At 66.8% G+C, this 15,673-nt stretch carries 15 protein-coding genes; 10 read left to right on the plus strand and 5 right to left on the minus strand.

Annotated features, from left to right (window positions below; translation table 11 throughout):
• Nucleotides 1–39 precede the first annotated feature (39 nt).
• From CRM90_RS16555 to CRM90_RS16580, 6 genes are all read left to right on the plus strand, one after another.
• Nucleotides 40–816, plus strand: coding sequence for a methyltransferase family protein (locus CRM90_RS16555; protein WP_233209363.1), 777 nt, complete (start codon nucleotides 40–42; stop codon nucleotides 814–816).
• Nucleotides 817–832: 16 nt separating this feature from the next.
• Nucleotides 833–3,070 (plus strand): MMPL family transporter, encoded by a 2,238-nt coding sequence (locus CRM90_RS16560; RefSeq protein WP_102808047.1) that lies wholly within the window; start codon nucleotides 833–835, stop codon nucleotides 3,068–3,070.
• A gap of 76 nt (nucleotides 3,071–3,146) precedes the next feature.
• On the plus strand, nucleotides 3,147–4,205 hold the full coding sequence (locus CRM90_RS16565; RefSeq protein ID WP_102808140.1) for a type III polyketide synthase: 1,059 nt from the start codon (nucleotides 3,147–3,149) through the stop codon (nucleotides 4,203–4,205).
• Nucleotides 4,205–4,714 (plus strand): isoprenylcysteine carboxyl methyltransferase family protein, encoded by a 510-nt coding sequence (locus tag CRM90_RS16570; protein ID WP_102808048.1) that lies wholly within the window; start codon nucleotides 4,205–4,207, stop codon nucleotides 4,712–4,714. The genes CRM90_RS16565 and CRM90_RS16570 overlap by 1 nt, the downstream gene beginning before the upstream one ends.
• Nucleotides 4,711–5,727, plus strand: coding sequence for an NAD(P)/FAD-dependent oxidoreductase (locus tag CRM90_RS16575; RefSeq protein ID WP_102808049.1), 1,017 nt, complete (start codon nucleotides 4,711–4,713; stop codon nucleotides 5,725–5,727). Before CRM90_RS16570 ends, CRM90_RS16575 begins: the two co-directional genes overlap by 4 nt.
• Before the next feature lie 19 nt (nucleotides 5,728–5,746).
• Nucleotides 5,747–6,610: an SDR family NAD(P)-dependent oxidoreductase gene (locus CRM90_RS16580; RefSeq protein WP_102808050.1), complete on the plus strand. Its 864-nt coding sequence runs from the start codon at nucleotides 5,747–5,749 to the stop codon at nucleotides 6,608–6,610.
• A gap of 3 nt (nucleotides 6,611–6,613) precedes the next feature.
• Here the strand turns inward: CRM90_RS16580 and CRM90_RS16585 are convergent, their stop codons facing one another.
• Nucleotides 6,614–8,146: a cellulase family glycosylhydrolase gene (locus tag CRM90_RS16585; protein WP_158249031.1), complete on the minus strand. Its 1,533-nt coding sequence runs from the start codon at nucleotides 8,144–8,146 to the stop codon at nucleotides 6,614–6,616.
• Nucleotides 8,147–8,307: 161 nt separating this feature from the next.
• On the opposite strand from CRM90_RS16585, the gene pat reads away from it, so the two are divergent.
• A complete protein-coding gene (gene pat, locus CRM90_RS16590) occupies nucleotides 8,308–9,354 on the plus strand; it encodes an acetyltransferase Pat (protein WP_102808052.1) in 1,047 nt (348 codons plus the stop codon).
• 1 nt (nucleotide 9,355) lies between these two features.
• Nucleotides 9,356–10,177, plus strand: coding sequence for a shikimate 5-dehydrogenase (locus tag CRM90_RS16595; protein WP_102808053.1), 822 nt, complete (start codon nucleotides 9,356–9,358; stop codon nucleotides 10,175–10,177).
• On the opposite strand, the gene CRM90_RS16600 is transcribed toward CRM90_RS16595, so the two are convergent.
• From CRM90_RS16600 to lpqN, 3 genes are all read right to left on the minus strand, one after another.
• Nucleotides 10,174–11,457, minus strand: a complete 1,284-nt coding sequence (locus tag CRM90_RS16600) for an HNH endonuclease signature motif containing protein (RefSeq protein WP_102808054.1) — start codon at nucleotides 11,455–11,457, stop codon at nucleotides 10,174–10,176. The two genes, CRM90_RS16595 and CRM90_RS16600, sit on opposite strands and share 4 nt — an antisense overlap.
• 84 nt (nucleotides 11,458–11,541) lie before the next feature.
• Nucleotides 11,542–11,838 (minus strand): hypothetical protein, encoded by a 297-nt coding sequence (locus CRM90_RS16605; protein WP_102808055.1) that lies wholly within the window; start codon nucleotides 11,836–11,838, stop codon nucleotides 11,542–11,544.
• Nucleotides 11,839–11,911: 73 nt separating this feature from the next.
• A complete protein-coding gene (gene lpqN, locus CRM90_RS16610; RefSeq protein ID WP_102808056.1) occupies nucleotides 11,912–12,631 on the minus strand; it encodes an envelope biogenesis lipoprotein LpqN in 720 nt (239 codons plus the stop codon).
• A 240-nt stretch (nucleotides 12,632–12,871) separates the two neighbouring features.
• On the opposite strand from lpqN, the gene CRM90_RS16615 reads away from it, so the two are divergent.
• Together CRM90_RS16615 and CRM90_RS16620 are read left to right on the plus strand one after the other, a co-directional pair.
• Nucleotides 12,872–14,167, plus strand: coding sequence for a PE-PPE domain-containing protein (locus tag CRM90_RS16615; RefSeq protein ID WP_142391387.1), 1,296 nt, complete (start codon nucleotides 12,872–12,874; stop codon nucleotides 14,165–14,167).
• Between the two features lie 63 nt (nucleotides 14,168–14,230).
• Entirely contained in the window at nucleotides 14,231–14,707 is a 477-nt protein-coding gene (locus tag CRM90_RS16620; protein ID WP_102808058.1) for a TspO/MBR family protein, read from the plus strand.
• Here CRM90_RS16620 and CRM90_RS16625 read toward each other — a convergent pair.
• On the minus strand, nucleotides 14,704–15,666 hold the full coding sequence (locus tag CRM90_RS16625; RefSeq protein ID WP_102808059.1) for a linear amide C-N hydrolase: 963 nt from the start codon (nucleotides 15,664–15,666) through the stop codon (nucleotides 14,704–14,706). The genes CRM90_RS16620 and CRM90_RS16625 overlap by 4 nt on opposite strands.
• Between the last annotated feature and the right edge of the window lie 7 nt (nucleotides 15,667–15,673).

A 15,673-nucleotide genomic window follows, 5' to 3' on the forward strand; every position in this document is an offset into this window, starting at 1 on the left:
CCCGTCGCCAGAAAAGGCGGCGGCCGGACAGTCCTGGCCGTGAGCTACGGCGTCGTTTGTCATGCGTTGTTCGTGGTGGCCGTCGGTTCGATGGTCGTCGCGATGTACTTCGGGATGAGCCGCTCGCTCGGCAGGGTGCCTGCCCCGTGGAGCTGGGTCGCCAACGCCGCCCTTCTCCTTCAGTTCCCGGTCATCCACTCCATGCTGCTCACCGGCCGCGGCCGGACACTCCTCGCCGCGCTGGCGCCGCGCGGCACCGGCGCCACCCTTGCGCCGACGACCTATGTCATCGCCGGCTCGCTTCAGCTGATCGCGCTGTTCGCGTTGTGGACGCCCAGCGGAACGATCTGGTGGCAGGCGCGGGGATCGGCGTTGACCGCGGTCGTCGCGCTCTATGCGGTCGCCTGGGTCCTGCTGGGGAAGTCGATGGTCGACGCCGGCCTGTCGCTGCAAACCGGCAGCCTGGGCTGGGTCGCGCTGCTGCGCGACCGCAAGCTGGTCTTCCCGAAGATGCCGACGACCGGTCTTTTCCGGCTCACCCGGCAGCCGATCTACGTCGCGTTCGCGCTCACGGTCTGGACGGTGCCGACCTGGACGCCCGATCAGTTGGTTCTGGCCGTGGTATTCACCACGTACTGCCTGGTAGGGCCGCTGTTCAAAGAGGCCCGCTTCCGTCGCGTGTTCGGTGCCGAGTTCGACAACTATGCGCGGGGAGTGCCCTATTGGTTACCGTGGCCCGGTAGGTTTCGAGGCCGTTCGGGGAGGCGTTGTGAACCTCCTGCTGGTCGCGTACGTATCAGCAGAAGGCAGGGCTGAACCTAAGGACGGACCATTGCTGCGAGCGATTGCCCGGCTAGCTATTGCAGCACCACGTCAGGTGGTCGCCGTAGCGATCCTCGTCATGGTTGCGATCGGCGTTTTCGGCGTACCGGTCGCCAAGAGCCTCTCGCCCAGCGGCTTCGCCGACCCGAACTCGCAGTCGTCGCGCGCCACGCAGCTGCTCACCGACAAGTTCGACCAGGGTGACGTGCAGTTCCTGGTTGTCGTCACCGCGGGTGACCGCTTCGACAGTCCGGCGGCGCGAGCGGCCGCAACTGACGTCATCGACCAGCTGAAACGGTCCGGCCACGTCACCGGCATCTCCTCGGCGTGGACATCGCCACCGCAGGCCGCGGCCGCGCTCGTCAGCCGGGATCAGAAGTCGGGCCTGATCACCGCCGGCATCACCGGAAGTGAAGCCGACCAGCAGACTTACGCCAAAGAGTTGTCCGCGCAGGTCAGCCGGGACCGCGACGGCATCGTGGTACGCACCGGCGGGGCGGCGATGGTCAACCTGCAGGTGACCGAGCAGTCGCAGCACGATCTGCTGCTCATGGAGTCCATCGCCATTCCGCTGAGCTTCCTGGTGCTGGTCTGGGTGTTCGGCGGCGTGTTTGCCGCCGCGCTGCCGGTGGCGGTGGGGCTGGTGGCGATTCTCGGTGCGCTGGCCGTGCTCCGGGTGACGACGTTCTTCACCGACGTCTCGATCTTCGCGCTGAACCTCACCACTGCCATGGGTCTTGCCCTCGCGATCGACTACACGCTGCTGATGATCAGCCGCTATCGCGACGAATTGGCGCACGGGGCGGATCGCGAGGCCGCGCTGATGCGAACGATGGAGTCGGCGGGCCGCACCGTGCTGTTCTCCGGAACCACCGTCGCGTTGTCCATGGGCGCCATGGTGCTGTTCCCGATGCACTTCCTGAAGTCATTCGCCTATGCCGGCGTGGCCACCGTCGCGCTCGCCGCACTGGCCGCCATCGTGATCACACCCGCCGCGATCAGCCTGCTCGGTGATCGGCTCGACTCGCTCGACGTGCGCCGCCTGGTCCGGCGCAGCCTGAGCCGGGCCGAGCCCGTGCAGCGCCCGGTCGAAGAGCAATTCTGGTATCGCGCAACGAAATTCGTGATGAAGCGGGCGGTGCCGATCGGGTTGGCCGGCGTCGTGGTGCTGCTGATACTCGGTGCGCCCTTCCTGGGTGTGCGGCCGGGATTTCCCGACGATCGGGTGCTGCCCACCTCGGCGTCGGCCCATCAGGTGGGTGACCTGCTGCGCAGTGAGTTCACCAACAACTCCGAGACCGCGATCCCGGTGGTCATCCCGGATGCGTCGGGCCTGTCGGACCCGCAGATCGCCCGCTACGCGGCGGACCTGTCGCGGGTGGCGGACGTACCGTCGGTGTCGGCGCCGATGGGAGCGTTCGTCGGCGGGAATCTCGTCGGCCCGCCGACCGCGGCGACCGGATCGTCGTCTGGCAGCGCACTTCTCACGGTGGAGAGCACCGCCCCGTTGTTCTCGGACCGTTCCGAGGATCAACTCACCCGGCTGCACGAGGTTCCGACGCCGGGCGACACGACCGTCGAGTTCGCGGGTACCGCGCAGACCAATCGGGACAGCGTGGATGCCATCGCCTCGCGGCTACCCGCGGTACTCGGCCTGATCGCGGCGATCATGCTGGTGCTGCTGTTCCTGCTGACCGGCAGCGTGGTGCTACCGCTGAAGGCTCTGGTGCTCAATGTGCTGTCGCTGACGGCGGCGTTCGGGGCGATGGTGTGGATTTTCCAGGACGGCCATCTCGGCGCGCTGGGCACCACCTCGACCGGCACCTTGGTGGCAAACATCCCGGTGCTGCTGTTCTGCATCGCATTCGGCCTCTCGATGGACTACGAGGTGTTCCTCGTGTCGCGAATCCGGGAGTTCTGGCTGGCATCACCGCAGCGCGGCGCCGCGGACAACGACGAGAGCGTTGCTCTTGGTGTGGCCCACACCGGCCGTGTGATCACCGCCGCCGCGTTGATCATGGCAATCTCGTTCGCCGCGCTGACCGCGGCTCATGTGTCGTTCATGCGGATGTTCGGGCTTGGTCTTGCATTGGCTGTACTGGCCGACGCCACCCTGGTTCGGCTGGTCCTGGTTCCGGCGTTCATGCACGTCATGGGCCGGTGGAACTGGTGGGAGCCCAAGCCGCTGGCCTGGATGCACCAACGGGTCGGCATTCGCGAAGGAGGCCCGGCGAGGCATACTGGGTGACGTGTCGAACAAGGGGCCGCGGGCAAATATCGGTGAACCGGTGTCGGATGCTCTTCGTGTCAATGACATGCGTCCGATCAGTGTCATCGCCGGAGTGCGCGGGGAGTTGCCCCCGCACCGGTACACCCAAGCCGAGGTCACCGAAGCGTTTCTCACCATCGGCGGCTACGGCGAGTACGAAGAGATCCTTCGCAAGCTGCATCGCAGTGCCAAAGTCGACAACCGGCACTTCGTCCTACCGCTGGATCAATACCCCGCGCTGAAGGATTTCGGCGAAGCCAACGACCTGTTCATCGAGAACGCCGTCGAACTCGGCTCGGCCGCGGTCGCGGGTGCCCTCGAGGAGGCCGGTCTGCGGCCGGAGGACGTCGATCTCATCGTGTCGACCACCGTGACCGGCGTCGCGGCCCCATCCATCGAGGCCCGGATCGCCGGCCGGCTGGGGATGCGGCCCGACGTCCGCCGGGTGCCGATGTTCGGCCTCGGTTGCGTGGCCGGTGCGGCGGGTGTGGCCCGGCTGCACGACTATCTGCGCGGTGATCCCGACGGTGTCGCGGTGCTGGTGTCCGTCGAGTTGTGCTCGATGACCTACACGGCGAACAAGCCGACCTTGCCCGGGCTGGTCGGCAGCGCGTTGTTCGCCGATGGGGCCGCGGCCGTCGTGGCCGTCGGGCAACGCCGGGCGGAGAAGATCAACGCCGGCGGGCCCGATGTGATCGATTCACGCAGCCATTTGTATCCGGATTCGTTGCGCACCATGGGCTGGGACGTCGGAGCGGACGGTCTGGAGCTTGTGCTGTCCGCCGATCTGCCCGATGTCATCGAGCGCTACCTGCCTGACGATGTCACCGAATTCCTTGGCGCACACGACCTCGAGCTCGACGACATCGGCACCTGGGTCTGTCATCCCGGCGGTCCCAAGATCATCGAGGCGATCGTCAACAGCCTGAAGCTGCCCGACGAGGCGCTCGAGCTCACCTGGCGCTCGCTGGCCGACATCGGCAACATCTCGTCGTCGTCGGTGCTGCACGTGCTGCGCGACACCATCGCCAAGCGTCCGTCAGCAGGTCCGAGTGTGATGATGGCCATGGGTCCCGGGTTCTGCTCGGAACTGGTGCTGCTGCGCTGGCACTGATGACCTGGTATGTGCTGCTGGTCGCAGCTGTGGCGGCCGAACGCCTGGCCGAATTGGTCGTCGCGAAGCGCAATCTCGCCTGGAGCCGCGCGCAGGGCGGTGTCGAGTTCGGGGCCGGTCACTACCCGTTGATGGTGGTGCTGCACACCGGGTTCCTCGCCGGGGCGCTGGTGGAGGTGATCGGCCTGCACCGGCCGTTCCTGCCCGCGCTCGGTTGGCCGATGCTGGCGATAGTTGTTGGGGCACAAGGCTTGCGGTGGTGGTGCATCACCACGCTCGGTAGGCAGTGGAACACCAGGGTCGTCGTCATCCCCGGTGCTACGCGCGTCGAGGGCGGCCCATACCGGTTCTTCTCCCACCCCAACTATGTCGCCGTCGTCGCCGAGGGCATCGCGCTGCCGTTGGTGCACACCGGGTGGATCACCGCATTGGTCTTCACCGTGCTCAACGCGGCCCTGTTGCGCACGCGCATCCGCACCGAAAACGCCGCGCTGGCAAGCCTGTCGTGATCGATCTCCTGGTGGCAGGCGGCGGCCCGGCCGGTCTGGTCACCGCATTGCATGCCGCCCGCGCCGGGCTGAAAGTGACCGTCGTCGAACGCCGGCGCGCACCGATCGACAAGGCCTGCGGCGAGGGAATGATGCCCTATACCGTGGCGCAGCTCGATAAACTCGGAATAGTTCTGCCCGGCAAGCCGTTTCGGGGCATCACCTATTTCGATACCGCGCGACGGGTGGACGCGCCGTTTCGCTCCGGTCCGGGTATGGGCGTGCGCCGAACCGCGTTGCACACCGCGTTGGCGGATGCGGTCCAAGCCGCCGGTGTCGACGTGGTGGACGCTCACATCGGTCCGATCACCCAGGATGCGGACTCGGTGCAGTGCGGGCCTTTTCGTGCTCGCTACCTGGCCGCCGCCGACGGCTTGCATTCGCCGATCCGGCGGTCGCTGGGCCTGTCCCGCCCCAGCGGCGGGTCGCGGCGGTGGGGCCTGCGGCGGCACGTGCACATCGCACCGTGGAGCGACCGTGTCGAGGTGTACTGGGGTGACGGCGCCGAGGCCTATGTCACGCCGGTGGCCGACGACTGTGTGGGCATCGCGATCCTGACCGCGCGGCAGGGTTCGTTCGAGAGCAGGCTGGCCGAATTCGGCGCCCTGCGCGAGCGGGTGAACGGATGTCAGCACGGCCCCGAGCGGGCGGCGGGTCCGCTGCGGCAGCGGGTGGCCGGGCGCCGAGCAGGCCGCGTCCTGCTGGTAGGTGACGCCGCAGGCTACGTCGACGCCCTGACCGGTGAAGGGCTCGGCATCGCCTTCGGGGGCGCCGAGCTGTTGGTGAATTGTGTTCTGGCCGAACGGCCGGGTGACTACGACCGGCAGTGGCGGCGGATGTCGCGGCGCTACCGGCTGCTGACGGCGGGCCTGCTGCAGGCCGTCGAGTTCGGTCCCACCCGCTCGGCGGTGGTGCCTGCGGCGGCGGCGCTGCCGCGCGCGTTCGGCAAGATTGTGAACCTGCTGGCTTACTGACGGCGTAGGCTGCGCCGCTATGAGCAACGGCCCGCATGGTGTCGTACACATCCCGGAGATATCAGACTGGAATCGCCTGCTGGAGGGCCGCGTTGCGGTCGTGACCGGCGGCGGCGACGGTATCGGCGGTGCGATTTCGGCGCTGTTCGCCGCGCACGGCGCCGTCGTCGAGGTCGCCGAGATCGACCCGGTCCGCGCCGACCGCATCAGCCGCGAGGTGAGGGCAGCCGGCGGGGTGATCCGCAGCCACGTCGTGGACGTGACGGTCGACGACGATGTCGCCCGCCTTGCCGATGCGGTGCTGGGGACACATGGGCGGGTGGACGTCGTGGTCAACAACGTCGGTGACTACCGGCCGCTGGTGGGCTTCGATGAGTCGACACCGCAGACCTGGCAACGGATGTACGACGTCAACCTGCGCCATGTCTTCGCGGTGACCCGTGCCTTCGTCGGGGCGATGATCGAGGCGGGCAGCGGCACCATCGTCAACGTCCACTCGGTGGAAGGGATGCGCGGCTTTCCGCGTGATCCGGTCTACGGTGCGATGAAAGCCGCTGTCGCACATTTCACGACGTGCCTGGCGGTCGATCTGGGCCGCCACGGAATTCGCGTCAACGGCATCGGCACCGATCTCACCCAGACGCCGCAGGTGGACTATCTCACCGGGTATGAGGACGTCGAGCATCTGTGGCAGTCGTGGGCGCCGGTCGGTCGGGTCGGCTGGCCGGACGATCAGGCGCGGGTGGCGCTGTTCCTCGCCTCGGAGCTGTCAGGTTTCGTCACCGGCCACAACATCCCGGTCGACGGCGGGACGAAAGCCGGTGGTGGATGGTTGTTTTCGCCGCGCGCCGGCCGTTTCGTCAACCGATCCAAGCACCTGTAGGTCTCAGCGCGCGGAGTGCCCTGTGGAGCTGTGTCCGGTGGTTCCGCCCGATGCCGTCCGATCGGCGCGCTGCTGAGCGGGCTTGCTGCGGCGTTGTGTGCTCGGTGTGGACGCGGCCGCGGGGCTGGGAGTGTTGCCGGCCGTGGCGGGTTGCCGCTTGCTTGTCGCGACCGCTCTGCCCGGGGTCGGCGTCGCGGCGGTCTGCGCTGCCGGGGCGGATGGTCTGGCCGCGGCGGTGCGTCCGGCGGTCGGGATGCCCAGCGCCCCGGCGATGGTCTTCACCACCGCGTTGATGGCGCTATTCACCAGCTGCACAATGAATTTCGGCACCACGAGTGCCTGATTGATCAGCTGACGGATGAATACTTGGACGCCCTGCAGGAACGGATTGGCGGGCATGTACGGCGTCACGTCGAAGGGCTCGGCAGTGCCGTCCGCCAGATCGGCGATCAACGCGGCGACGGTCTCGGCTGCCAGTTTGGGGGTCCAGTTGGTCGTAAATATGCCGAAGTTGGCCTCGTCGTCGAAGGCACCGGTCGCGGTGTCGCGCGTGGTGTAGATGAACATCGGACCGGCGCCGTTCACCTGCTGCCATGCCACCACGAAGTCGTGGATGTAGGCGGCTTGCTGGGCCTGCGACACCACGCTGGTCGGCAGACCGTATTCGGTGGCCCACAGTTTGAGGTCGGCGTCGCCGTTGGCCGCCATCAATGCGCGGATGGCCGCGACCTGTTCGATGGGTTCACCCGACATGGTCCCCTTGGAGAACGGGGTGACGTAGTGGTACGGGTGAAAGGACATCGCGTCGAAAAAGCCATGTGCCCCATCGGTATACATCTGCGTGACGAACTTGACCGCGCTGGTCGACACACCCGGAATGTTGCCCACCGCACCCAGCACACCGCCGATGACGGTGGCGTCCGGGTCGGCGGCCTTGATCGCGGGGTAGGCGGCCTTGAGCAGGTCGGTGTAGGCCTTCGCGCTGACCGGCGACCAGAAGGTCACACCGTTCGGTTCGTTCCAGACTTCGTAGGCCGAGATCTTGCCCTGGTAGCGGGTAGCGACGGCTGAGGCGAACGCGGCGTAGGTGGCGGGGTTGGGATGCCCGTTGAGCGGGAAGCCCGCCCAGGCCGGGGTCCCGCTGATGACACCGAGCACACCCATGTCGCGCTCGGCGATGGCGTTGACCACCATGTCCAGCTTTGACCAGTCATAGCTCTGAGAACTGTTGGGCTGCACGAAGATCCATGGCACCGCAATCCGGACGTCTGTGACACCGAGCGATTGGAGTTCGTCGAGGGTCGTCTTCAGATCCGCCTCGGACAAGGTGTACAGATTGGAATCGGCGATGCCCAGGGTGGTCGGCGACTCGTCGATCGCGGCCATCAGCACCACCGGCAGGTGGATCGGTCCGTGCGACACCGACCGCCCCGCTGCGGTGGGAGCCGGGGTGAGCGTGGCCGCGATGAGCGCCGCCGCCGTCACCGTCGTCACGGCTCGCTTCGCCGCCGTGACGCGGCAGGATTGAGCAGGCATACGCAGCACCCCCGACATTTGCGCCCTGTGTCAGCAAACACTAGCGCGGGCCGGCGCGGTCGGGGGCGGTAGTTGAGCAACCCGACACGGCGGGTGTTTCGAATCGGTGCGCCGGGTTGCGGGCCATCGGTAGCCTCGGAGTCGATGGCTAGGGAGGTCGCATGACGACGGAGGGCGGCGAGAGCGGCCTGGCGTCGGCGTTGGGGGCGGCACCGGAGTTGATCACCGTGCGCGCCGAGGGATTGGCGCAGATGGAGGTGTTCGCAGGCTGCCGGCCCGAGTTGCTGCGCCCGCTGGCCGAACGGCTACGACCCTTGCAGGCGCCGCCGGGCCGGGTCCTGATGCGCCAGGGCGAGCAGGCGGTGTCGTTCCTACTCATCGATACCGGCCGGGCCGAGGTGCGCCACGTCGGCGACGAGGGTGAACTCGTCGTGGATTCGGTCTCCGCCGGTGTGATCGTCGGCGAGATCGCACTCCTGCGTGACAAGCCTCGCACCGCGACCGTCACCACCACCGAAGCGCTCACCGGCTACATCGGCGACCATGCGGCGTTCGAGACCATGGCCGAGCTGCCGGGGATCAGCGAGCGGCTGGTTCGCACCGCCCGGCAGCGGCTGGCCGCTTTCGTCACTCCGATCCCGGTGATCCTCAAGGATGGCACCGAGCTGTGGCTGCGTCCGGTGCTGCCCGGTGACAGCGCCCGGACATCGAATGGTCCTGTCGAGTTCTCCTCCGAGACGCTCTATCGCCGGTTCATGTCGATGCGGGCACCGAGTATGGCGCTGATGAACTACCTGTTCCAGGTCGACTACGTCGATCACTTCGTATGGGTACTCGTCGACGGTGCGGACGGCCCGGTGGTCGCTGACGTCCGGTTCGTCCGGGATGAGGCCGATCCGTCGGTCGCCGAGATCGCGTTCATCGTCGGCGACGCGTATCAGGGGCGTGGCATCGGCAACTTCCTGATGGACGCGTTGATCATCGCGGCGCGGGTCGGGGGAGTGAAGCGATTTTCGGCGCGGGTGCTCGGCGACAATCTGCCGATGCGGACCATCCTCGACCGTTTCGGCGCGCACTGGGAGCGTGAAGAGCCCGGAGTGGTGACCACCGAGTTCGATGTCCCGAAAGACAATGGGATACAGATTGATCCGGAGCTGGCCGGCGAGATCCGCAGCATGGCACGCCAGGTCCTGCGGGCGATCGGATGACATGGCCAAGCCTGCGCTGAACAAAGACACCCGGTTGTGCATCTCGCTGGCCGCGCGGCCAAGCAACATCGGCACCCGGTTCCACAACTATCGCTACGAGCAGCTCGGCCTGGACTTCATCTACAAGGCTTTCACCACAACCGATATCGCGGCCGCCATCGGTGGCGTGCGGGCGCTGGGGATTCGCGGCTGTTCGGTGTCGATGCCGTTCAAACAGGATGTACTGGAGCTGGTCGATCATGTGGAGGACTCCGCGCGGGCGATCAACGCGGTGAACACGATCGTCAACGACGACGCTGTGCTGACCGCGGCCAACACCGATTACACCGCTGTGCAGCGGTTGATCGCCGAGCACGGCCTCGACCCCGACTCGGAGGTGCTGATCCGGGGCAGTGGCGGGATGGCGAGCGCGGTGGCAACGGCGTTCCGGGACAGCGGATTCGGCGTCGGCACCATCGTGGCCAGGAACTCCGACAGCGGCCCGGAGTTGGCGCAACGGCTGGGCTACGACTGGCGCAGCGACGTCGGCGACCTGCGCGCGCCGATTATCGTCAACGTAACGCCGATCGGAATGGCCGACGGCCCTGAGGAACGCGAGCCCGCCTACGCCGACGCGGTGATCGCCGCTGCGCGTACAGTTTTCGACGTCGTCGCTGTGCCGTCGGAGACCCCATTGATCGCCGCGGCGCGGGCGGCGGGTAAGCAGGTCATCACCGGTGGCGAGGTGATCGCGCTGCAGGCGGCCGAACAGTTCGAGCGGTACACCGGAGTCCGGCCCACCCCGCAGCAGGTCGCCGAGGCGTCGGCGTTCTCCCGGGGCTAGCCGCCTTCGTCGCTTTTCGGCAGGAAACGCTCAGGGTGGTGGTAGTCGTTGGTGCCGCCGCGCATGGGCACATCGGGTGTTGGGGTCCAGTGAGTCTGGCCGTTGGAGAGTTGGTGGGTGGTCCAGCCGTCGTTTTCGACGAGCAGGTTGTCGCATTTGCAGGCCAGCGTGAGGTCATCGATGTCGGTGCTGCCGCCGTGTTTCCAATCCTTGGTGGCGTGGTGGACCTGGCTGTTGTAGCCGTTGACGGTGCAGCCGGGCGCGGTGCAGCCACGGTACTTGGACAACAACATGATCCGCTGATCGGACGACGCCAGTCGCTTGCTGCGTCCGAGCCACAGTGATTGGCCGGTGACGCCGTCGAACACCGCGAGGTAGTGGTGTGCGGGGGTGGCCATTCGGATCAGGTCGGTGATCGGCAGCAGGGTGCCACCGGCGGTGACGGCGTGCCCGGCCCCGGCCTGCAATTCCTGCAGGGTTGTCGACACGATCACGGTGACGGGAAGACCGTTGTGTTGGCCGAGTGTGGGGTCACCGAGGCGGCCGCGCACCAACTCGGCGAGCGCGTCGTGTTGGCGTTGGGCGTGGCTGCGCAGGTCGTCGGGTTTGGGTGCGGCGAATTTCGCCAACCACGCATCGAGCATCGACCGCAACTCGGGATCGGCGATCAGTTTCCCGACACTCATGCCGTCGGGGCGTTGACCACCGCACCACACGAAGCCACGCTTGCGGGCTCGGTCTTCTTCGGAATACTGGCCGTCGGGGTTGAGGTGGACGGCCAGGCGGTCGGCCACCTTCTCCAGCTGATCGGGCCGCATGGTCTGGGCGTGTTCGGCCAGGGTGAGTTCGGCCTTCGCGATCTCGACCGGCCCGACGTGATCGGGTAGATCGCGGAAGAACTTCTGGATCACCCGCACATGCTCACCGTCGAGAAAGCCCGCCTCCCAGGCCTTACCTGTGGCCGGCAATAGGGGCGCCAAGGGTTCCCCGGTCAACGTGATCCGCGGGGCCAGTTGCTCGGCATCACGGACCCGGCGCTTGGCCGCGGAGCGGCTGATCCGCAACACGTCGGCCACCACGATCGGGATGGGCGGGCAGCCTTCGTAGCGCTCGAGATGGGTGAGCTGATCATGGGAGACCGCGACTTGGCGGCGTAGCGCGGTCTCGAGCCGTTCCAGAGCGGTAAAGCGTTGCGGGGCGGGCAGTTCCTCGATATCGGCGGCACCTAGGAGTTCGACCGCCGCGTCCAGCGCATCCAACGCCTCGCTGATCGAACTCATGATTAGAACACTAGTTCGAACCACCGACAAAAACCGACGCCCAAAATGATCTGTGGACGAAAGCGGAACTGGGGACAACCCCGATTACTTCAGCTGGCTCGCCGCATATTCGTCGGGCCGATTCTTCTTCATCCACAATCGAATTGGCGCGAACAACACCCACAGCACCGCGTAGCCCGCGTAATAGAACGCCACTGCCGCAAGCATCCCGACAATCCACGCGGGATACACGAGGATCAGGCAGAACTGGACAAACTGCTTGATCACCACCGGCTGTCCGTCGGCCATCGACCACACGGCGCGCGGACTCATCGAGGCGACCATGCGCCGGCCCGTGGACACCGTGGGTTCGTCGGCTTCCTGCGGTTCCTCAGATGTCATGCGAATACCTCCCAATCACAAAAACGGCTGCCGGCGCGCGACGCACGCACCGACAGCCGCCTCGCGACACCGATCAGGGAGTGATCGTCGTCTTCTCGTCGATGATGTTGGTGGCGTCCATCAGGGGACCCTCCTGGCCGTCCAACGCGTCGGCGTTCATCTGCAGGACGTACAGGCCGTCCTTGCCGGGAATCACGACCGTCTTCTGGGCGATGATCCGCTTCTTGCCGTCTTTGGTGTAGTTGCCACCGAGCTGAACGGCGTCGAAGCCGCTCAGCGTGCTCTTGTTGGCGCCATCGCCGAGCGGCGTCCACCCCGGCAGGTTCTGCAGTTCACCCGGCGCGAATTCGAGAACCTTCGCGGGGTCGACGTTGCCGGTCAACTTGGAGACGATCGCGATGATGCTCGGCGGATCGTTCTTGTCCTGCGGGCTGTCGAAGACGATCGCCCCGTACGCCCAGTCCGGGGTCTGCTGGCCGGCGTCCGACCACCCTGGCGGCATCGCCAGATCGATGTTGGGGGAACCGGGATCGCCACGCTTGACCGGCGTCTCGGTGATCTGGTTCTCCTTCAGGTAGTCCTGAATGGTCTTGTTCGTGCCGGCCGCCGGCGCCGGACTTGCCGACGTCTCAGTGGATTTCGAGGTGGATGTCTCCGTGGAGGTCGACGTCGACGTCGACGTGGATGTGGACGTCGTGCTGTCGTTCTTGCTGTCAGAACCGCAGCCGACGAGCGCGAAACTCAAGGAAACGGCGGCCAGGCCCGCCGTGGCTACCGCCGTCATCTTGTTCATTGAACGAGTTCTCCTTTTGTTGTGGCGCGCCGTTGCCAGCGATCAACCGAATTCGATTGAGCAGCTTAGTGCCCTTCACAGCGAAACCACATGAATCTCTGTGAAACCGCTTTCGCCACGGCACTGGAGAAACAGGCGCACCATGGACTGAGGCCGCGAGATTGCAATGGCGCAGCGTGGTCGCGGTGGTGGGTCGGGTGAAGCCATCATGGGCGTTGCGCCTGGCGTGTGGGGGGCGCCGTGGGCACCGTTTTGCGCTTGCTGTGCCTGGCCGTGTCGGGCGTCGTCGCCGCGGCGATGCTGACCGTCACCGTTCAGCTGGCGGCGACCACGGCCCTGATAATGGGCGGCACGGGACACCCTCTGGTGGGCGACTCCCCGGGTTTCGTCGAGCAGTACACCCGGGGCGCGCTCGATCTTTTCATCGCCCCCACCGGCGCGGTGCGGGCCGATTCATCCGATCCCGGCACCTATCACCGGGTCGCCGTCGGCACCCCCGAACAGTTCTGGCCGCTGGTCGGCGCGAGCCGATTCGACGCGTCCGTGACGGCAGGTGCCGACAATCTGGGTAACTGCCTGCAGGGTCGGACATCCTGCGCGGCAGGGCATTTCGGCCCTGACAGCCCTGCATCGGAATACGTCGTCTTCGGGTACTCGCAGAGCGCGAGGATCGCGACGATCGTCAAGCGTGACCTCATCGCGCAGTACCGCGACTCCATCGGCACGACGCCGGCAGTCTCGTTCGTGGTCGTCAGCAATCCGAACCGGCCGAACGGAGGCTTTCTCGAACGCTTCGCGGGCCTGTACATCCCCATCCTGGGAGTGACGTTCGACGGTGCGACCCCCACAGACAGCTGCGATGCCGGCGGCACCGGCTGCCGATTCCTGACCGCCGACATCGCGCAGCAGTACGACGGCTGGGCCGACTTCCCGTTGCGTCCGCTGAACCTGCTGGCCGACCTCAATGCGTTGGCGGGAATCGTCTACCTGCACGAGAACTACACCGTGTCCGTCACCGGCGCGATCAATCAGGGCACCACCGGTGACACCACGTACTACCTGCTGCCCACCAAGCGCCTGCCGCTGCTCATGCCGCTCGCCCAGCTCGGAGTGCCGGGACCGATCCTCGACGTCCTCGATGCACCGCTGCGGGTGATCGTCGAATGGGCCTACGACCGGACCAGCAACCCGGGTGAGCCGACCCGGGCGACGCTGGCGAATCCGACAAACCCGGCGACCATGGTCCGAGACCTCCTCGCGGCGATCCCCGTCGGACTGGACGACGGACTGCAGGAGGCGGGGTTGGGGCGCCCACTCGGTACGACGCCTGCGGGACCGTTCGGAGTCGGCGGCGCAACGCTTCCCGCCGGATCGCCCCCGAGCAGTCCGGCACCCGCCGCGCGGCGCGCCACCGCGCGACCACCCCGCGCCGCGGGCCTCAGGCCCCGCACGCCGCCGGCCCGATCCGCGCGACCCCAACCCGGAAACGCCACACCGGCGCACCCCGGCGTCGGTCGCCACCGGGCCCGGTTCTGACCACTATGTGACGGCCGGTGAGCGCGTGCGTTTGCAGATCTTGCGCATGGGTAAGTTGGCGCCATGGGAAAGTCCATCGTCGCAACCTCATTGGCCACCGCCGCGGCCGCCGTGACCGGCAGCATCGCCAGCCGCAGCGGTGTCGAGACCTGGTATCCCCGGATTCGGAAACCCCGCTACGTTCCGCCGAACGCCGTGTTCCCGGTGGCGTGGACGACGCTGTATGCCGATATCGCCGTCACGTCGGCGGCGACGATCGACAAGCTCAGGGCCAACGGCGAGGACGCCAAGGCCCGCAGCTACATCGGCGCGCTCGGCGTGAACCTGGTGCTGAATGCGGGTTGGAGCTGGCTGTTCTTCACGTCCCACAAGCTCGGACCGTCGGCGGTGGCGGCCGGCGCGCTTGCCGTCAGCAGCGCCGATCTGGCCCGCCGGTCCGCCGCCGCGGACCCGAAGTTCGGCGCGGCGCTCGCGCCCTACCCGTTGTGGTGTTCGTTCGCGACGCTGATGTCGACCGACATCTGGCGCCTCAACCGTTAGAACGCCATCTCACGCGGCGCGAAGCGGTCGGTGATGTCGCCGATCAGCGATTCGTCGTAGGGGTCGACGGCGACCGGTGTCTCGTCGAGCGTCAACCGGTCCATGTCGATCCACACGACGTTGGGGCTGGTGGTCAACTCGAAGAAGTACATCCGGTTGGTCAGGTCGGTCACCGTTCGGTATTCGGTGTTGTAGACGCCGAAGTCGCCGTAGGGCGCCCCGAACGGAACCGACACGTTGCGCATGATCGCCATCACGCTCGCGATCGCCTCGCGCTGTGAACCCGGGGTGGGCAGCAGGGCGCTGTAGTAGGCGGCGCGCTGGAACCGATCGACCGGGTTGACGTTCCCGGGCAACGGCATCTCCCGGCTCGGATGGGAAAAGTCCTGCAGGGAAAGCAGATTCAGCTGCTCGTCGTAGGTGGGATCGTTGGTCATCAACGTGAACTGGCGGTCGTGGTGGACCACCGCGTGGCCCTGGGCGAATTCGATGATCGCCGAGTCGCCACCGGCGTCCTCAAGGGCGACATGCAGGTTGGCGTCGCGTCCGTGGGCCGACACCTTCACCAGCTGGATCTCGTCCATCAGCCGCAGCGCCTCGGCCACCGTGTCCGCCTGATCCAGCAGATACTGCAACCACAATCCGGCCTGCACCCCGGGTTTCGCCGGGTCGCGCGGGCCGAAGTCCGTCTCGTTCAGGTACAGCCCGTGGCCGGCCAGGCCCGCCTCGTTGAGGCCGTCCACGGTGCCCAGCCCGTAGACGGTCGTCACCAGGCTGGCGTAGCGGCTGGTCCAGCGCAGCGGATTCGGGTCGGCGACGATTCCGGTCGGCAGGCTGCCGTCGCGGTCCCGGCCTCGGGCAAACCCGACGATCAACGGTTGCGTCGACTCCGGCCAGTCCATCGAGCGACCGGTGAGGACCGCGAGGTCATTGGTGTTCCACAGCACCCGAGTACACATGGCTGAC

Source organism: Mycobacterium sp. ENV421, assembly GCF_002887815.1.
GTDB lineage: Bacteria > Actinomycetota > Actinomycetes > Mycobacteriales > Mycobacteriaceae > Mycobacterium.